Raw genomic sequence first — 19136 nt, 5'->3', positions numbered from 1 at the left:
GTGGAAACCGGAACGGGCGCATCAGCCGCCGAACGCCTCGCGGCTCTTGCGCAGCAGCGCGAGGAAAAACGGCGCGCCGATCAGCGCGGTCAGGATGCCGAGCGGAATCTCGACCGGCGCGGCCACGGTGCGCGCGGCGAGATCGGCGACCACCACCAGCAGCGCGCCGAGCAGCGCCGCACCCGGCATCACCACACGCTGGTCCGGGCCGCACACGAGCCGCACGCAATGCGGCGCGACCAGCCCGATGAAGCCGATCACGCCGGTACACGAGACCAGCGAGCCGATACCGAGCGCGGTGGCGAGCAGTACGCCGCGCTTCACGCGCTGCACCGGCACGCCGAGGTGCAGCGCCTCGGTTTCGCCGAGCTGCAGCGCGTTCAGCGCATGGCGTTCGCGCGCGAGCCAGGCGGTGGCGGCCAGCGCGAACGGCGCGACGGCCGCGAGCGTCGACCACTGCGCACCGCCGACGCTGCCGAGGCTCCAGAACGTCAGCGAGCGCAGTTGCGCGTCGCTGGCGATATAGGTGAGCAGGCCGATCGCCGCGCCCGCGAGCGCGTTGATGGCGATGCCGGCGAGCAGCAGCAGCGGGACCGCGAGCCGGCCGCGCGTGGCCGCGAGCCGGTAGACGAGCGCGGTCACGACCAGCGCGCCGAGGAACGCCGCCACCGGCAGCGACAGGGCCGGCACCGGACCGGCCGCGACCAGCGGGCCTAGCACGATCAGCGCGCTTGCGCCGAGCGCCGCGCCGCTCGACACGCCAACCAGCCCCGGGTCCGCGAGCGGATTGCGGAACAGCGCCTGCATCGCGGCGCCGGCGCTGCCGAAGCCGAGCCCGACCAGGGCCGCGAGCACCACGCGCGGCGCGCGAATCCCGATCAGTACCGCGCGCGCCTGCCGTTGCGCGGCGTCGTCGGGCGAGAGCAGCGCGGCCAGCATTTGCGCGGGCGTCAGCCGGTAGGCGCCGATGCTGCATGCGGCGAGCATCGCGAGCAGCAGCGCGACCGCGAGCGCGGCCAGCATCGCGCGCGCGATCCGGCGCCGCCGTGCCACGGCGCGCCCGCCCGGCGTGGCCGGCTCGGGTCGATGGGTACGCGGGCCGGCGGCGATCATCGAGCCGGTCGGCATCAGGCCGCCGGCGCGGTCGGCTCGTCCGCGCCGGCGCATGCGGGCGATGCATCGAAGTCCTGACGATCGCGCGCGGGCGGAGTGGACGAGACGTGGGGAGTGGACGCGACGGCGGCGTCCGGGGCCGGCGTGGCGGCCCGGACGTCGAAAGCACCGGTGGGGGCGACGCGGCGCAGCCGGCGCATGAGCGGATGTCGAAGCATGTGAATCTCCCGTTGGAACGTCGAGCTTGCGGCTGGCTCGGTGAGAGATGTCCACCTGGCTGGCATTGCGTCGCCATGGCCGGCTGGCCGGCGAAAACAAGGCGATCGGAAAGCGATGATCTTAAGTGAGAATGATTATCGTTTCAATGCGACGTGACCCGATGGACATGATGCACGCGGCCGCGGTCTTGCCGGCAACTAACGGTCTGACCAACCGAATTCCGCGACAACGGCGGGTCGGTTGCCCGACGATCGCTTTCGCCAAGGCATGCCGCGAGCGGCTGGCCCTTGTCGGGACGGGAGCGTGGACGGGGTGGGAGTGATGAAGACGGAAGGGGGCGCCGGCGCATGAAACGGCGGGCAGCGGAGTCAATCCACGGGGTCCACGGCGGCGCATGGCGCGCCGCCGTGCGCGCTCACACCTTGGCCGGTGCCGGCGAAGCCGCCGAAGCCTGCGCGGTTTGCGCGGCCTGCGCGTTGCGCACCACCTGCGCGACGCGGCCGAGGAATTCCGGATCCGCGCTGACCACGGCCTCGCGCTTGCCGTCGGGCGTATCGACCATCAGCCGGTGCATGATGTCCTGCGAGGACCAGGTCAGCCAGCCGACCACGATCAGCATCACGCCCACCACGATCGCGGCGCTCGACGCCTGGAGCAGCCCGAAGACGAGGCCGGCCACGCCGAGCAGCGAAATCGCGACCGGCACGATCCAGTCCTTGTCGACGGTCACGACCTCGACGCCGCGAATGTCGCGCAGCGCGAACACGGCGCCCGCGCAGGACAGCCCGTTGCGAGTGACCGAGACGCCATGTTCGTTGAATGTGTTTTCCATGATGAGACGCCAGGTGGAAAACGGGGAGCGTAGCAGAATTCCCGCCGGATCTGCCCGAAAACGCGGCGCGGCGGAATGACGGCGATCAGGGAAACTGTTCGCCGCGCTTGTCCGGTGTGGTGGTCAGGTGCTGGTCAGAGCAGCGAGGCGCCGTCCTCGTAGAGCCGGCCCGGCACATGCGAGGCGACGGCTTCTGCGATCTGGACGTCGGTGCTTTCGGCCGGCACGATGCGGCGCCGCGCGGGGGCGTCGAGATGCATGGTCCATTCGACGAGACGATAAGGGCGGCCCCACGGCCGCTGCATCGCCACCGACACGCGGCAACTCTGGACCGGATACGCATGCTCGCGCGTCAGTATCGTCGGGAGGTGGTTGAACACGATATCTTCGATCATTGTTTCCTCCAGTCCTGTACCGCCCGGTGGCGATGGCCGTCCGGCGCGCGGGCAAAAAAAACGCCGCCGATGCTCAGGCGGCCAACAGGGGGGGTGAGAGAATCCTCTCAATCCAGAATTAAATGAAACTTAAAGCGCAAAAAAAACGTCCCGCCAGGAGGCGGGACGTTCTGCCGTAGTTTGCCGCGAGTGAAGCGAGTGCTTAGAACTTGTGGCGGATACCGACGCGGGCGGCGATCTGGTTCTTCGAACCCGAGCCCGACGTGCTGAAGTAGCTGGTGCTCGAGCCGATCTGCGCTTGCACGCCCTTGCCCGAAGCCTGTTGGTAAACCACCAGGCCGTAGACGTCGGTGCGCTTGCTCAGTGCGTAGTCGACCGTGCCGTTCACCTGGTTCCAGTGGTACGACTGGTTGTTCTGCGTCGCGTTCGAGTACGTGTAGCCCACTGCGCCCGACAGAGCCGGCGTCAGTGCGTACTTCACGCCGGCTTCGTAGGCGTTGTACTTCGTGCCGAACGTGTTGAGCGCGTCGAACTGCGTGTTCGTCCACAGCAGCCATGCCGTTGCCGGGCCCCAGACATAGCGGCCGCCGACGCCGAGCGTGCGCAGGTCACGCACCGTGCCCGTGCCGATATTCGCGATCGCGGTCGAGAAAGCCGGCGTGGCTTGCGCCGGGAAGCGGATGTCCGTGTAGGCCGCGCCGATCGATGCCGGGCCGTTCGCGTAGTTCAGGCCGAAGCTGTACGCGCGCGACGAGCCTGCCGTCGTGGTCGTGCCGACCGTCGTCGAGTTCGCGCCGGCGAACGCGCCCGCCTGGTTCGAGAAGCCGTACAACGCGCCGAACGTGAAGCCGTAGTAATTCGCGCTCTGGAACTTGACCGAGTTGTTGATGCGGCTCGAGGTCAACTGGTCGATGTCGTTGACGTGGTAGGCGTAGTTACCGACGACCGTGTTGCCACCCGTCGAGTAGTTCGAACCGAGGATGTCGGTCGAGAACGAGTACTGGCGGCCGAACGAGACCGTGCCCACGTCGTTCTTCGACAGGCCGACGAATGCCTGACGGCCGAACATCGCACCGCCCTGGCCCAGCGTGCCGTTGCCGCTGTTGAAGCCGTTTTCGAGCACGAAGATCGCCTTCAGGCCGCCGCCCAGGTCTTCCGTGCCGCGGATGCCCCAGCGGCTGCCTTGCGCGACGCCGTCGTCGTACTTGAACAGCTTGTCCGTACCGCCAGCGGCGTTCTTGCTGTGGTTAACGTAGCTGATACCCGCGTCGATGACGCCGTACAGCGTGACGCTGCTTTGTGCGTGCGCGGCGCTTGCCGTCGCGGCCAGGATGGCGGTGGTCAACAGTTTCTTGTTCAAAGCAATCTCCGAGCGAAATAAAGGTGTGCGGTTCCGCGCTCTTGAAGGCGTCTTGGAGGGAACGGGGCGAACTTTATCGGGACAGGGGGAAATGAATATGACAGCCACTGTCATAGTTCGGACCTGTCGCGCCCACGCCACAGCCGCCGGTCAGCGGTTGTATCCGCAACGAATATGACTTTTCCGCGTTTGCTTTTCGCGTTCACGCATCGATGCTGATGACGATCGCTTGGTTGGGCGTTTGCCGTCGATATGCGACGATGCGCCGCATTCCAAAACGTGAGAGGTTGCAATGGCGCGCTTTTTCAGCGGGTTGTGGGGGTGTTTCGGGCGGGTTGCGATCGGCGGCGCGCTGGCGTTCGCGGTCGTCTCCGGTGCGCGGGCGGACGGCGCGCCGCCGCTGAAGATCGGCACCATGAGCGGGCCTGACGCGCAGATCTGGAACGAGGTGGCGAAGGTGGCCGCGCAGGACGGGCTGCCGATCAAGGTGATCGAATTCAACGACTACGTGCAGCCGAACGCGGCGCTCGATTCCGGCGATCTCGACGCGAACGGCTTCCAGCACCAGCCGTTTCTCGACAGCCAGATCAAGCAGCGCGGCTACCGGATCGTCGGCGTCGGGCTTACCTACACCGCGCCGATGGGCTTCTATTCGAAGAAGCTGAAATCGCTGAAGGACCTGCCGGTGGGCGCGAAGGTCGGCATCCAGAACGATCCGTCGAACGGCAACCGCGCGCTGCTGCTGTTGCAGAAGTACGGCGTGATCAAGCTGAAGGCCGGGGCGGGCAGCAACGGCGTGAACGCCACGCCGCTCGACGTGGCCGAGAACCCGAAGAAGATCAGGCTGGTGGAGCTGGACGCCGCGCAGCTGCCGCGCGCGCTGCCCGACCTCGACGCGGCCTCGATCAATACCGATTACGCCGTGAAGGCCGGGCTCACGCCCGTCAAGGACGCGATCGCGATCGAGGATCTGAAGGGGCCTTACGCGAACCTGATCGCGGTGCGCGCGCAGGATCGCGACAAGCCGTGGGTGAAGAAGCTGGTGGCCGCCTACGAGTCGGACGACGTGCGCAAGTTCATCGACGCGAAGTTCAACGGCGCGATCGTGCCGGCGTTCTGAGGCGCGGCCGGCCGCGCAACCGGACGGCGAGACGGCCGGCCCGCGCCTGGTGCGCGCGGCCGGCCGGATTCACTTTGCGCCACCGCTCAACGGTGGCGATGGTGACAACAGCCGGCGTCAGGCCGACAGCAGCGAGCCGCTGCGGAACGGCGTGCTGCCGGCGATGCGCGCCACTTCCATGCCGGCGGTGGCGAAGCGCACCACCTGGCGCGCGTAGAGCACGCCGCGCACGCTGGCCTTCAGCGTGACGACGCGATCGGTCAGCGGATCGACGATGTCGGCGATCTCCTGACCCGGCTCGACCACGATGCCCACCGGCGTGCGGAACACCAGCACGCCCGACACCGGCGCGACCAGCGGCTCGGTGCCGGCCAGCGGCGTGGCGGGATGCGCGAGCGGCGGCAGCGGCGCCGCGGTGCCTTCGATCGAACCGCGCAGCGTCAGGAAATCGACGATCGCCTGCGCGTCGTGCTGCGCCAGCTCGTAGCTCACGTCGCGTTCGCTGCGCAACTCCACGGTGACCGAGATCGCGCCGTTCGGGATCGGGAAGCGGCTGCCGAAGCGCTCGCGCAGCTCCGACCAGCAGAAGCTGTGGACCTCGTCGAACGGGTTGCCGACCGAGTTCAGCGCCAGCAGCGAGGCCTGCGCTTCGAGGTAGCGCGCGAGCGGCTCGACGTCCTGCCACAGGTCCGGATTCGTATACAGGTGCATGACCGCGTCGTTGTCGCAATGCAGGTCGAGCACCACGTCGGCGTCATACGACAGGCGTTGCAGCGCGAGGCGCTGCGATTCGAGTTCGGTGCGCGGCTTCTGCTCGTCGAGCGCCTCGCGCATCGCCTCGCGCACGGCCAGCAGGTTGCGCGCGGGATCCTTCGTCAGCCGGCCCTCGACGCGCGGCATCACGAGCGCGGCCAGATCGTGGAAGTTGCGGTTGAAGTTCTGCATCGAGCCGAGTTCGAAGCGGCCGAGATGGTCGCCGAACACGTGTTGCGCGAGGCCGATCGGGTTCGGCACCGGCACCACGACGATCTCGTCGCGCAGCTTGCCGGCCGCCTCGAGCGCGGCGAACTGGCGGCGCAGCAGCGTGGCCACCAGCATGCCGGGCAGTTCGTCGGCATGCAGCGACGACTGGATGTAGATCTTCTTCCCGCTGCGCGGACCGTAATGGAAGCTGGTGAGATGGCGTTCGGTGCCGAGCGCGGGGGAAATCAGCGGATGGGTCTGCGTTTGCATGATCGGGGAGCGGGCGGCGGCGCCGCGCGGTTCGTTCGAGACGAGGGAACGACGATTGTACGTTGCGCGGGCGCGCCGGGTGGATTTCGGGCGCCGGCCCGCGGGCATGCGCCCGGCGCGGCCGGCCCGGGCACGAGGCGCGGCGGCGGTCGGTGGCGGCCGGCGGTGGCTTGGGCACGGCGCCCGCGCCAAAGGCAACGGGCCCCGCAGGGCCCGTCGAATCACGCGTCGAGGCGGTGCTTACTTGCCGTAGACGTCGAAATCGAAGTACTTCTTGGCGAGCTTGTCGTAGGTGCCGTCCTTGCGCATCGCGACGATCGCGCCGTCGATCTTCGCCTTCAGGTCGGTGTCTTCCTTGCGCAGGCCCACGCCGGCGCCTTCGCCGAGCGTCTTCGGATCGTCGATGTCGCCGCCGGCGAACGAGTAGCCGGCGCCGCGCGGCGTCTTCAGGAAGCCGATCTCGGCCTGCACCGCGTCCTGCAGCGTGGCGTCGAGGCGGCCCGAGATCAGGTCGGCGTAGACCTGGTCCTGGTTCTGGTACGGCTGGACGTTGACGCCCTTCGGTGCCCAGTAGGCCTTCGCGTAGGTTTCCTGGATCGTGCCCTGTTCCACGCCCACCGTCTTGCCCTTCAGCGAGGCGGCCGTCGGCAGGATGTTCGAGCCCTTCTTGGCGACGAGGCGGGTCGGCGTGTTGAACAGCTTGTTCGAGAAGGCGATCTGTTCGGCGCGTTGCGGCGTCATCGACATCGACGACAGCACGCCGTCGAACTTACGGGCCTTCAGCGCCGGGATCAGCCCGTCGAAGTCGTTCTCGACCCAGACGCACTTCGCGGCGATGCGGCGGCAGATTTCATTGCCCAGGTCGATGTCGAAGCCGACCAGCTTGCCATCCGAGCCCTTCGACTCGAACGGGGGGTAGCTCGCGTCGACGCCGAAGCGGACCGTCGACCAGTCTTTTGCGTAGGCGCCGCCTGCCGACACGGCAAGCAGGGCAACCGTCAGGGCCGCCAGAACTTTTTTCACTATGACTCCTCTTGTACGTGGTTTGCGCGCGGTCGTGCCGCGTTGCGCTTCGCCCGGCGCCGTGGCGGCCGGGCTGACTCGGACCCTCGCCCGATGTGGACGAGCGTGCGCGGAAGATTATCAAGACAAAAAGCCGTGCGGGTTCCTAGTACAAGCCCGGATAGCCCGACGGGCCCGGATGGCGCGTTGCCGGGTGGGTCGGCGTGCATTTTGTTGCGGATTTGGAAATGATGCGGTGGAAGGAAATGGTGTGGGGAGCGTCGATTCGGGGCGGTGTTCAATGCGTGGTGCGAGCGAGCTGGCATGCCTACTCGAAAGCGCGATGGGGCATGAGTATTGCCGCTAATCCAGGATTTGCGCGGGCAATGAGCATCGTAGCGAAACGAAGTATCCAGCATCTGGCGCTTCGGCAGTTTGCCGAAGCGCCAGATGCTGGCGGATACCATAAATTTGTAATAATGTCAATGAGGAAGCGCTGTTTGTGCCTTGCCCCTTTTTTCTTGGTGGCAGACTCAAAGCACGATCAAGAAAATCCGGTTCCCGAGGGAGTCGGTAAGTCATTGATTTTTATATGAACGTTTCGGCATTCGCCTAGGCGAGACGGGCTCGGACTGCGGATGTAATCAAAACCCGATCAAGAAATCGGTGTACTTCATGCCCAGTGAGGAACATAGCCCGCTCGCGGGTGTTCCCGGTCCGCAACCCTGATGAGGCCTGCCTCCAACGTCCTGGAAATGACCATTGATGCCTGCGCCGCATTTTTCGACGCGATTCCAAGGCGCTCACACAGCGTCGAATTTTTCATCTTGTCTCCGCTCAAGAAGCGGAGCACTGCATGGAAATAACAAGCACGGACACGCTCGTCGGGCGTCATCTCGGCGAAGCTCCGCGGGGCGTAAAGCGTAACCAAGGTCGTGTTTTGTTCCGCGCGAAACAGCGGCGGCGGCAACTGCGATACTTCGACGACCTGCAACACCTTGTCGAGACCACTGCCCTGTTCCTCGCACATCCCCATCCGGCGCATGAGTGAGGCGAGTGTTTCATTTCGCGAACGCGGGGGCAGATCAATCATGCGCTCGGGCTTTACCAGCGGTTCTCCAGGGTTGCTGATTTCCAGGCGGTCCTCAAACAGCTCGATCAGCGGCCCTGCACCAGTGAGCGTCATGTTCTGATGAATCAAAGCATTCGCGACCAGCTCACGTATGGCCAGCTCGGGGAACGAGATGGCTGCTTCCCGGAGCGCTCCAATATGCTCGTTCTTCGGCGACAACTCGTTCAGATAGCTGACGAGGTCTTCAAACCCCACGGCGTAGCCTTTTTGTTCTTTCTCTTCGCCCAGACGGTGCGTGACCTTTGCAGCGCGGTTCTTGCCTCCGTACGCCACGCAGCGAACTGCCTTTCGAGCCAGACTCGCATCAAAATCTTTAAGCCGATAGGCGAACAAAATTGCACCGAGATTCGTTATGTTCCATCGGCCGCCGACATCGGGAACTATCAACCGATCCGCCGCCAGCTTTTCGAAGATTCCAGCACGGTTGTCGGGAAGTGGTTGCTTCGTCAGCCGAAAGTAGTGACTGTAGTCGAGCAACTTCAAGACATCGTCGGCTTCCACGTATTGCGCTGCGACGCCATGCTCCCAACGGTAAGGCTGCATTCGCTCAAGGAGCTTTTGGTAGCGCTCAGGATATTCGGTGAGCTTGGGTGTTGCACTGCCGATGCGCACGTAGGGGACGCTGTGGTAGCTGACGGGTGTTCCCGTGGCCGCTGGAATTTCCAGCAAAACTACCCGCCCAGCAGGGTGCGCGACCGTTCGGAAACTAAAAGCAATGCTCGGCTGCAACGCGTTTGCCAGCCATAACTGGAGCACCATTCCGCCCACTTTTTGCGAGTCCGGATCGAAGGATGTACCCACCACCTTGTGAGTTTCGTCCTCGATGCCCCACAACATGTACGCCGTATCTTTGCCCTCGATGCGCGCAGCGTTGGACAACGCCGAGCACCGTTTGCCGATCATCTCGTGATCGGTGTTGTTTTTCTTGAATTCGAGCCACTGACACTCGCTGGTATGTGAACGCAGCTCGTCGACAAGGGCAATATCACGCTCGAGATTCATGTCAGATGACGTGTGGATTGTGGTGTCGGATTACGATGAGCATCAAGCAGCGATTGTAAGTCACCGCATGACCTAAATTTCCGCATTCCGCCTCGCTTTTCCAATCAAAGATTGCCAGGCTCGGCCAACTTGGACTGTACCGGTTGGGCATCGGCCGCTTGGGCTGTTCCAACAGTCCTGTTTGTCGCGGCATCACCTGGTTCTCGCGAATTGCGAATCGAGCAAGCTGCTGATGTCAAAGAAGGTCTACCTCGGCCGCCGCCTGCTTCAAACACGCCACGAACTGCGTCACGGCCGGCGTCGGCAGCAAATCGCGCCGCGAGATGATCGACAGCTCGTAGGCCGGCAGCGTCTCCTCGATCGCGGCGATGCGGATGCCGAGCGGCGCGACCATGTCGGCGAGCGGCTTGGTGAAGCAGCCGATCACGTCCGAGCGCGACACCAGCCCGAGCGTGACCGAGAACGACGAGGGCGCGCGTACCAGCCGGCGCGGCAGCGGCAGCCCGTGGCCGGTGAACATCGACATCATCACGCTGTGCGGGAAATCGTCGGCATCCACCGTCACGATCCATTCGGCGTCCAGCAGCTCGGCGAGGCCGCGCGCCTTCGCGAGCGGGTGCCCGGCGCGCATCACGATCACGAACTCGGTGGACAGCAGCGGCGTCTGCGTGAACTCGCGGTCGAGCGCGGGCAGATGGTGGATCGCGGCGATGTCGAGCGCGCCGTTGCTCAGCTGCGCGAGCGCGTCGGGCGTCGTCACCTCGGCCAGATGCAGTTGCACGTCGGGCATCGTCGCGCGGAACTTCTGCACCGCGCGCGGCAGCGCGGTCAGCGCGATGGACGGCATCGCGCCCACCGCGACGCGTCCCGACAGCTCGCCCTTCACCTGCTCCACCGCCTCCACCGCGCGCCGCATGTCGCCGAGCAGCTGCTCGGCGCGCGGCAGCAGCGCCTGGCCGCAGGCGGTCAGCTCGACGCCGCGCACGGTGCGCACCAGCAGCTCGGCGTTCAGCGCATGCTCGATCTCGCGGATCGTGTGCGTGATGGCCGGCTGCGTGACGCCGAGTTCGCGCGCGGCGGCGCGCAGGCTGCGGTGACGCGCGGCGGCCACGAAGGCCTGCAGCTGCGCGAGGTTCAGGGGATTGCGAATGCGGGTCATCGAAACGGTCCGGAGGTGTGTTGCGGCGCGAGCGCGCATGGACGAGAACGGGCGCGAACGGGCGAGGCACGCCCGGCGGGCGCGACCAGACCGCCACGTTATCAGGTTCATGCCGGCGCGGCGCGCGCCGGGCCTGGTTTGACGCGACGCAAGAAGCCCGCATTCGGGCCCCACCGTTTCGACACGCGCGATCGCTACGCTGAACGGGCTTGCCGCGCGCGAGCGGCCGTGAGCCGATCGGCAATCGGTCAGGAAGCGGCCTGGAACCGGTCCGGAACCCGCCGCGAATGCCCGGCAACGGCGCCGTCGGGGCCGCGTGCCGCGCACGCCGCGCGGCCGCGCGCATTAGTTCTTCCGAGGTCCGGCAATCAATTAATCCTATTTCCGCTCGGCGAGCGCAGCCATTAGTATTCACGGGCAATCCGGCCTCTCTACCCCCACGGGCCGTTAAGCGTTTGCGATCAAAGGAGAATACAGATGTCGACTGAGACGAAGTGCCCGTTCAACCACACGGCCGGTGGCGGCACGTCGAACCGCGACTGGTGGCCAAACCAGATCAACCTGAAGATCCTGCATCAGCATTCCTCCCTGTCCGATCCGATGGACGAGGGCTTCAACTATGCCGACGCCTTCAACAGCCTCGACCTCAACGCCGTGAAACAGGACCTGCGCGCGCTGATGACCGTGTCGCAGAGCTGGTGGCCGGCCGATTTCGGCCATTACGGCCCGTTCTTCATCCGCATGGCCTGGCACAGCGCCGGCACCTACCGCACCGCCGACGGTCGCGGCGGCGCGGGCGGCGGCCAGCAGCGTTTCGCCCCGCTCAACAGCTGGCCCGACAACGTGAGCCTCGACAAGGCACGCCGGCTGATCTGGCCGGTCAAGCAAAAGTACGGCCGCAAGATCTCGTGGGCCGACCTGATCGTGCTGACCGGCAACGTCGCGCTCGAATCGATGGGCTTCAAGACCTTCGGCTTCGCGGGCGGCCGTGAAGACACCTGGGAACCGGACGAGGATATCTACTGGGGCAACGAGACGACCTGGCTCGGCGACAAGCGCTATACCGGCGACCGCGATCTCGAGAATCCGCTCGCGGCCGTGCAGATGGGCCTCATCTACGTGAACCCCGAAGGCCCGAACGGCAACCCGGATCCGCTCGCCTCGGCGCGCGACATCCGCGAGACCTTCGCGCGCATGGCGATGAACGACGAGGAAACGGTCGCGCTGATCGCGGGCGGCCACACCTTCGGCAAGACCCACGGCGCGGGCGACGCCTCGCACGTCGGGCCGGAGCCGGAAGCCGCGCCGCTCGAACAGATGGGCCTCGGCTGGAAGAGCAGCTACGGCAGCGGCGCGGGCGCCGATGCGATCTCGAGCGGCCTGGAAGTGATCTGGACGTCCACGCCGACCAAGTGGAGCAACAACTTCTTCTGGAACCTGTTCGGCTACGACTGGGAGCTGACCAAGAGCCCGGCCGGCGCCCACCAGTGGCAGCCGAAGGGCGGCGCTGGCGCGAACAGCGTGCCGGACCCGTTCGACAAGGAGAAGCGCCGCGCGCCGTCGATGCTGACTTCCGACATCGCGCTGCGTGCCGACCCGGCCTATGAAAAGATCTCGCGCCGCTTCTTCGAGAACCCGGACGAGTTCGCCGACGCGTTCGCACGCGCCTGGTTCAAGCTGACCCACCGCGACATGGGGCCGGTGTCGCGCTATCTCGGGCCGGAAGTGCCGGGCGAGCAGCTGCTGTGGCAGGACCCGCTGCCCGCGCGCGAGCATGCGCTCGTCGACGACGAGGACGTGACCGCGCTGAAGGCGAAGGTGCTGGCCTCGGGCCTGTCGGTGTCGGAGCTGGTGTCCACCGCCTGGGCCTCGGCCTCCACGTTCCGCGGCTCGGACAAGCGCGGCGGCGCCAATGGCGCGCGCATCCGCCTCGCGCCGCAGAAGGACTGGGAAGCGAACCAGCCGGCGCAGCTCGCCAAGGTGCTCGACGTGCTCGCGAGGATCCAGGGCGACTTCAACGGCGCGGCCGCGGGCGGCAAGCAGGTGTCGCTGGCCGACCTGATCGTGATCGCCGGCAACGCGGGCGTCGAGCAGGCGGCGAAGACGGCCGGCTTCGTCATCACGGTGCCGTTCACGGCAGGCCGCGTCGATGCGACGGCCGAGCAGACCGACGTGGAATCGTTCGCGGTGCTGGAGCCGGTGGCCGACGGCTTCCGCAACTACCTGAAGGGCAAGTTCACGATCCCGGCCGAGAAGCTGCTGGTCGACAAGGCCCAGCTGCTGACGCTGACGGCGCCGGAAATGACGGTGCTGCTGGGCGGGCTGCGCGTGATCGGCGCGAACGTGGGCGGCGCGAAGCACGGCGTGCTGACCGATCGTCCCGAAGCGCTGACCAACGACTTCTTCCACAACCTGCTCGACATGGGCACGGAATGGAAGCCGGTGTCGGACGCGAACGACGAGTACGAAGGCCGCGACCGCGAGACGGGCGCCGTGCGCTGGACCGGCACGCGCGTCGACCTGGTGTTCGGCTCGCACGCGCAGCTGCGTGCGATCGCCGAGGTCTACGCGAGCGAGGATTCGCAGCAGAAGTTCGTGCGCGACTTCGTGGCGGCCTGGACCAAGGTGATGAACCTCGATCGCTACGACGTGAAGAAGTGAGGGTGTAAGATGCGCCGGGCCGGCTGGCCCGGCCGCGCACCACACGGCGGCCGATCTCCGGATCGGCCGTTTTTTTATTTCGACCGCCCGCGCGGCGGAACTCCGACATGACGAATGCCATGCCCGCCTGGATCGAAGCGCCGATCCGCGACGCGCTCGTGCGCGGCGCGTTCGAGCTCGAGCCGACCGAACGCGGTGTCGTGCTGCACCGCCTGCCCGCCTGGGCACGCGCGCAGTGCGCCGATCCGCAACTGACGATGGTCGAGGCGCAGCCTTCGGGCGTGCGGCTCGTGTTCCGCACGCGCGCCACGCGCCTGGAACTCGACACGCTGCCCACGCGCTACCGCTATGCCGGCGCGCCCGCGCGGCCGCTCGGCGTCTACGACCTGCTCGTCGACGGCAAGCTTTTCGCGCAGGCGAGCGCCGACGGCGGCGAGCGCGTGGTGATCGACCTCGGCAGCGGGGCGGCCACGCGCGAGGCGGGGGCGCCCGCCACGCTGCGCTTCGCGGGCCTGCCCGCGCATGACAAGCGCGTCGAGATCTGGCTGCCGCACAACGAGGCGACGCGGCTCGTCGCACTGCGCGCCGACGCGGGGATCGAGGCAATCGACGCGACCGGCGCGCACGACGACGGCGCGCGCCGCGTCTGGCTCCATCACGGCAGCTCGATCAGCCAGGGCTCGAACGCGGCGAGCCCCACCGGCATCTGGCCGGCGCTGGCCGCGGCGGCGGGCGGCGTCGAGCTCGTCAATCTCGGCCTCGGCGGCAGCGCGCTGCTCGACCCGTTCGTCGCGCGCACGATCCGCGACGCGCGCGCCGACCTGATCAGCCTGAAGCTCGGCATCAACCTCGTCAACGCCGACCTGATGCGGCTGCGCGCGCTCGCGCCGGCCGTGCATGGCTTTCTCGACACGATTCGCGACGGCCATCCGGATACGCCGCTGCTGGTGGTGTCGCCGATCTATTGCGCGATCCACGAGGACACGCCGGGGCCGGGCGCTTTCGACCTGACGGCGCTGGCGGCCGGCAAGGTCTCGTTTCGCGCGACCGGCGACCCGGCCGAACGCGCCGCCGGCAAGCTGACGCTGCGCGTGATACGCGAGGTGCTGCGCCAGGTCGTGCAGCAGCGCGCGGCCGGCGACGCGCGGCTGTTCCATCTCGACGGCCTCGACCTGTACGGCCGCGACGACTTCGCCGAACTGCCGCTGCCCGATCAGCTGCATCCCGACGCCGCCGCGCATCGCCGGATCGCCGAGCGCTTCGCCGCGCGCGTGTTCGGCCGCGGCGGCGTGTTCAGCGCGTGAGCACGCGGCCGCGCCGCGCGTTCAGAAGTTCACCACGGTGCGCAGGCCGGCCACGAACTCGTTGCCGATCGGCCTGACCGTGCCGCCGGCCGGCGCGTCGTAGCCGCCGCCCGGCCGCACGATGTACTGCAGGTCGCCCTGCAGCGTCCACCACGGCGCCACCTGATACTGGTAGGTCGCCTCGATGACGGTTTCGTTGACGCGGCGCGGCCGCGCGAGATCGCTCGTCGCGCCGTCCACGTTCAGCGTCGCGTTGGTGTAGCCGAGCGCGATGCCGGCCGTGTCGTTGTCGCGTCCCGCGAACGGCGCCTTCAGCGAGACGCCGGCCTGCGCGGAGAAGTTGATCGGGTTGCGGTCGTCGGGCGCGCCCATCACGCGCGCGAACACGCCGAGCGAGCGCGACGGGTTGGCCGCGGAGCGCCACACCATCTGGTCGGCGATCGCGTAGGCGCCGTAGTTGCCGCGATGCGTGCGGGCGATGCCGTTCGAGTCCGGCGCCGCGAGCGAGGCGCCGCTGGTGTCGGTGTGCGGATCGGCGAATGCGCCCGACAGGTACCAGACGCCGAGCTTGTAGGTGCCCGGCAGGCCGCCGGGCTGCGCGTCGGGCGTGCCCGGCTGCGGGGCATTGAGCGCGTATTGCAGCTCGCCGATCCAGAGCGCGCCGTCGTGCAGGTTGAAGTTCGTGCCATGCGGGTTGGCGCGTTGCATGTCGGCCTGCCCGACGCCGCCGGGATAGCCGTCGAACACGCCGGCCAGCAGCGTCAGCGCGTTGGTCGGCTGCGCCTTCACGCGCACGCCGAGCGCCGACAGCGGATAGGCCGGGCCGCCGCCCGGCAGGTCGACCGACGGCAGGACCGGCCAGCCGAACGTCGCGTTGACGAAGGTGCTGGCGGTCTGGCTGACCATGAACTCCTGGTCGACGCTCTGCTGCCCGACGCGGATGTCGGCCGCGCCGCCGGCGATCGACTGCCCGTACCAGAGCTCCCACAGCCGCGTGCCCGCTTCCGCCTCGGTGCCGCTCGCGTTCTGCAGCGCCGACAGCGCGCGCGAGGTCAGGCTGGTGCCGTGGATCTGCAGCGCGCTGACGTTGAGGGTGCCGCCGGCCAGCCCGAACAGCTTGCTGGTGTCGACGGCGAGCGTGGCCTGGGTCATGCCGTCGTAGGCGCCGATCCGGCGTGTGCCGCCGCTGAAGTTGGTCAGGTACTCGCTGGTCTCCTGCAGCGTGAACGTGATGCCGTGCTTGTCGAGCGCGCCGCGCAGGCCGCCGAGGTCGCCGAACAGCGTCGCGCGCTGCCACAGCCCGTCGGCGGGCGGGCTGCCGTCGGCCGGGGGCGGGGTGGTGGCGGCGCCGGCGGCGTTCTGCGCGCAGGCGGTGGCCTGCATGCCGGCGCAGGCCGACGCGAGCGCGGCCGATACGGCCATGCGGCGCAGCGCGGCCGGTGATGCCGAGAACCGGCATGGCGGGAGCGCGGACTGAAAATGACGGGCGAGTGTTTTCATGTCTTGCGGGGGAAACGCATTTTTTTGTTTGACGAATGACGGCCGTCGCGGCAAGGCACCGGCTAGTGTCGGTGCCTGTCGTGACGGATTCGGGACGGCGTGGCCGGGTTCAGCCCGGGCCAGCGTCGCGTTCCGGCATCTCGGTCTGTCGATCATGACAGGATTTGCCGATGCAGGCTGGCCCGCCCGCCGCGAACCCGGCGGCGGCGGGCGATTCGGACAGCGCGGATGGTGCTGGCGGCGCGGGTGGTTCGGCCGGCGGCCAGCCGCACAGCACGTCGTCGCGCTGGCTCAAATAGGAATGCGAAACAAACAGGAAATTCTTCACATACATCGAATCCTCCGGCCGGCTGGCGCGGGCGATCGCGAACGAACGCGATCCTGCCGTCGCATGACGGGCGCGACGGACATCAGGATGGAAGCGGGCTGCGAAACGGACCCTGGGCGAGTCCGGAAGAAGCGCGCTGCTCGAATCACGCGGGCAGCGGCGACAGAAGACTGTGGTCGCTAGCGCGTGCGGTGGTTCAGGTCGCCGGTCGGGGCCGGCGTACAACTGTCGCTGCTAGGCATGGTGTCCGTGAGATCGGAGGGTTGAACGAGGTGCCCGCGGCGGCGCTTGCGTACTGCGTGGCGGTCGGGCACGGCGGATTCTATGCTCCGATCCACGCCGCGCGCAACAGGAAAATGCTTTGCAGTGCTTCGGTTGTCGGATGCATGCCGCAGGCTGCCGGCCGGCCCGCGATACGCGGCGGCCGCGTAAGAGCGGCGTAATGAAAAATGATGCAGGAGACGGTTGACGCCGCCGGATCGACCCAGCAAAATGCGCTCCGATTCCCGACTAAAGGTCACTCACCTTGGACAGTAGCAGTAGTCGATCTTCGATCTCCCTTTTCGCCTGACCGGCTCGACGCCGCGCGCTGATTTCCCTCTCGCCACCGTCCCGCCAGTCGGCATGACGGTGCGCGCCGAAGTTTCCATTCCTTCCCGTGCATCGCAATGGTTGCGGCCTCGCGCCGTGGCCGACGCGCGTCCGCGTCCGGGCTGCCCGCCCGGCGTCGTGTTGCGCGCCGGCCGCCGCGCGGGCCGCATGGTTCAACACGTCCCGGTGCTTTCGGTCCGGACCGCAACGAAAGGAGATCCGGGCATCGCGCGCCCGCCGGCGCCGCTGCCTCGCCACCCAGCCAGCCTGCCTCATCGACGCGGATCCTCGCGATCCGGCGGCCGTCGCGTCACGCGAGCGTGATGCCGGCGGCGGCGACGGCGCCCGCGCGCCGCGCCACTCGACCGTGCGTGATGCGTCTCGCGACGGCGGCGATTGGTTTCGCTCCGGCGCCGGCCCCGTCGCGCCCATAAAAAACATCCGCCGCGCCGGCGCGCCGGCCTGCCCGCGAGGCAGACACACCGGTGTGCCGCGCGCACCCTGCCCAACAGGAACCACCATGTCGACTTCCACCCAACTTCCACCGTCGTCGTCCGGCCCGGCCGTGCTCGACGACGCCCACATCGGCGACATCCGCGGCGCGCTCGGCACGATCGACGTGCATGACACGGCACCGCGCAAGACCTGGGCGGCGCGCCTGCGCACGCTGCTCGCGATTCTCGGGCCGGGCCTGATCGTGATGGTCGGCGACAACGATGCCGGCGCGTTCGGCACCTACACGCAGGCCGGGCAGAACTACGGCACCACGCTGCTCTGGACGCTGCTGCTGCTGATCCCGGTGCTCTACGTGAACCAGGAGATGGTGGCGCGGCTCGGCGCCGTCACGGGCGTGGGCCATGCGCGGCTGATCTTCGCGCGCTTCGGGCGGTTCTGGGGCGCCTTCAGCGCGATCGACCTGTTCGTGCTCAACGCGCTGACGATCGTCACCGAATTCATCGGCGTCACCTTTGCGCTGCACTATTTCGGATTGCCAAAGGTGCCGGGCGTGATCGGCGCGGCCGTCATCACCATCGCGGCGGTCTGCACCGGCAGCTTCCGGCGTTTCGAGCGCTTCGCGCTGGTGCTGGTGGCGGGCAGCCTGCTGCTGATCCCGGTGCTGCACGCCGTGCATCCGCCCGCCTCGCAGCTCCTCCACGATTTCCTGGTTCCGGGCTGGCCGCGGCACGCGAAGCTGGCCGACGTGATGCTGCTCGTGATCGGCATCGTCGGCACCACGGTGGCGCCGTGGCAGCTGTTCTTCCAGCAGAGCTACGTGGTGGACAAGCGAATCACGCCGGCCTTCAGCCGCTACGAGAAGCTCGATCTCTGGCTCGGCATCGGCCTCGTGATGATCGGCGCGGTGGCGATGATCGGCTTCAGCGCGGCGATGTACGCGGGCAAGCCCGAGTTCGGCAACTTCACCGACGCGGGCGCGGTGCTGGCGGCGCTCGACCGCTACGTCGGCAGCTATCCGGCCACGGTGTTCGCGATCGCGCTGCTCGACGCCTGCGTGATCGGCGCGGCGGCGGTCTCGCTCGCCACCGCCTACGCGGTCGGCGACGTGCTCGGCGTGCGCCATTCGCTGCATCGTCCGGTGGCGCAGGCGAAGTGGTTCTACCTCGCCTACGCGGGGCTGATCGCGCTCGCGGCGGCCGTCACGCTGGTGTCGAGCGATGCGTTCCTCGGCTTTCTCACCAACGCCGTGCAGGCACTGGCGGGCGTGCTGCTGCCGAGCGCGACGGTGTTCCTGCTGCTGCTCTGCAACGATCGCGCCGTGCTCGGGCCGTGGTGCAACGGGCGCGTGCTGAACCTGTGCACCGGCGCGATCGTCTGGGTGCTCGTAATGCTGTCGATCGTGCTGACCGCGGCCACGGTGTTCCCCGACATCGAAGGCACGACGATCGTGGCGATTCTGGTCGGCGGCAGCGGGCTCGGTGTGATCGGCTTCGCCGCGCTGCGTCTGTTCGGGCGCCGTCGCGTGCCGCTGCCGTTTGCCGATGCGGACCGCTGGAGCGATGCCGAGCGGCGCCAGTGGCGGATGCCGCCGCTGCATCGGCTGCCGGCGCCGTCGCTGTCGGCGCAAAGCCGGCTCTGGATGGGCGTGCTGCGCGGCTACCTGGTGATCGCCGTGGCGATGATCGGCTACGAGATCGTGCGCTCGGCGCTGGCCTGATCCGGCGCGCCG

15 protein-coding genes are annotated in these 19136 nt (G+C 67.7%); 5 read left to right on the top strand and 10 right to left on the bottom strand.

Annotation, left to right across the window (positions count from 1 at the left end):
* Positions 1–21: 21 nt before the first annotated feature.
* The 4 genes from bpln_RS31930 to bpln_RS31910 form a co-directional block, all read right to left on the bottom strand.
* The gene (locus bpln_RS31930) at positions 22–1128 is read right to left on the bottom strand and encodes a FecCD family ABC transporter permease (RefSeq protein WP_148654250.1); all 1107 of its coding nucleotides are present in this window, start codon (positions 1126–1128) and stop codon (positions 22–24) included.
* Positions 1129–1747: 619 nt separating this feature from the next.
* Complete coding sequence (locus tag bpln_RS31920; protein ID WP_055141060.1) at positions 1748–2164, bottom strand: DUF6232 family protein; 417 nt, start codon at positions 2162–2164, stop codon at positions 1748–1750.
* 134 nt (positions 2165–2298) lie between these two features.
* A complete protein-coding gene (locus bpln_RS31915) occupies positions 2299–2559 on the bottom strand; it encodes a DUF2866 domain-containing protein (protein ID WP_042629076.1) in 261 nt (86 codons plus the stop codon).
* Between the two features lie 202 nt (positions 2560–2761).
* Positions 2762–3919, bottom strand: a complete 1158-nt coding sequence (locus tag bpln_RS31910; RefSeq protein ID WP_055141059.1) for a porin — start codon at positions 3917–3919, stop codon at positions 2762–2764.
* A 292-nt stretch (positions 3920–4211) separates the two neighbouring features.
* Between bpln_RS31910 and bpln_RS31905 the strand changes: the two genes are divergently transcribed.
* Entirely contained in the window at positions 4212–5039 is an 828-nt protein-coding gene (locus bpln_RS31905; protein WP_055141058.1) for a MetQ/NlpA family ABC transporter substrate-binding protein, read from the top strand.
* A gap of 117 nt (positions 5040–5156) precedes the next feature.
* Here the strand turns inward: bpln_RS31905 and bpln_RS31900 are convergent, their stop codons facing one another.
* A complete protein-coding gene (locus bpln_RS31900) occupies positions 5157–6272 on the bottom strand; it encodes a succinylglutamate desuccinylase/aspartoacylase family protein (protein WP_042629073.1) in 1116 nt (371 codons plus the stop codon).
* A gap of 240 nt (positions 6273–6512) precedes the next feature.
* Entirely contained in the window at positions 6513–7295 is a 783-nt protein-coding gene (locus tag bpln_RS31895; RefSeq protein ID WP_042629072.1) for an ABC transporter substrate-binding protein, read from the bottom strand.
* A gap of 329 nt (positions 7296–7624) precedes the next feature.
* On the opposite strand from bpln_RS31895, the gene bpln_RS36450 reads away from it, so the two are divergent.
* Positions 7625–7870, top strand: coding sequence for a hypothetical protein (locus bpln_RS36450; protein WP_148654249.1), 246 nt, complete (start codon positions 7625–7627; stop codon positions 7868–7870).
* Between the two features lie 77 nt (positions 7871–7947).
* On the opposite strand, the gene bpln_RS31890 is transcribed toward bpln_RS36450, so the two are convergent.
* Both bpln_RS31890 and bpln_RS31885 read right to left on the bottom strand, forming a co-directional pair.
* Positions 7948–9408: an ATP-binding protein gene (locus bpln_RS31890; protein ID WP_055141057.1), complete on the bottom strand. Its 1461-nt coding sequence runs from the start codon at positions 9406–9408 to the stop codon at positions 7948–7950.
* Between the two features lie 235 nt (positions 9409–9643).
* Complete coding sequence (locus tag bpln_RS31885) at positions 9644–10567, bottom strand: LysR family transcriptional regulator (protein ID WP_055141056.1); 924 nt, start codon at positions 10565–10567, stop codon at positions 9644–9646.
* Between the two features lie 477 nt (positions 10568–11044).
* On the opposite strand from bpln_RS31885, the gene katG reads away from it, so the two are divergent.
* Positions 11045–13228 carry a catalase/peroxidase HPI gene (katG, locus tag bpln_RS31880; protein WP_055141055.1) on the top strand — a complete coding sequence of 728 codons (2184 nt, stop codon included), beginning with the start codon at positions 11045–11047 and terminating at the stop codon, positions 13226–13228.
* 107 nt (positions 13229–13335) lie between these two features.
* On the top strand, positions 13336–14532 hold the full coding sequence (locus bpln_RS31875) for a GDSL-type esterase/lipase family protein (RefSeq protein WP_055141054.1): 1197 nt from the start codon (positions 13336–13338) through the stop codon (positions 14530–14532).
* Between the two features lie 21 nt (positions 14533–14553).
* On the opposite strand, the gene bpln_RS31870 is transcribed toward bpln_RS31875, so the two are convergent.
* Positions 14554–16032: a carbohydrate porin gene (locus bpln_RS31870; RefSeq protein ID WP_055141053.1), complete on the bottom strand. Its 1479-nt coding sequence runs from the start codon at positions 16030–16032 to the stop codon at positions 14554–14556.
* Positions 16033–16141: 109 nt separating this feature from the next.
* A complete protein-coding gene (locus tag bpln_RS36445; RefSeq protein ID WP_148654248.1) occupies positions 16142–16366 on the bottom strand; it encodes a hypothetical protein in 225 nt (74 codons plus the stop codon).
* 1105 nt (positions 16367–17471) lie between these two features.
* Between bpln_RS36445 and bpln_RS31865 the strand changes: the two genes are divergently transcribed.
* A complete protein-coding gene (locus bpln_RS31865; protein ID WP_055141052.1) occupies positions 17472–19124 on the top strand; it encodes an NRAMP family divalent metal transporter in 1653 nt (550 codons plus the stop codon).
* Positions 19125–19136: the final 12 nt, after the last annotated feature.

This window comes from Burkholderia plantarii (assembly GCF_001411805.1).
GTDB lineage: Bacteria > Pseudomonadota > Gammaproteobacteria > Burkholderiales > Burkholderiaceae > Burkholderia > Burkholderia plantarii.
The sequence above is the reverse complement of the archived record's forward strand: the minus strand, read 5'-3'. Positions and strand labels throughout refer to the sequence as shown.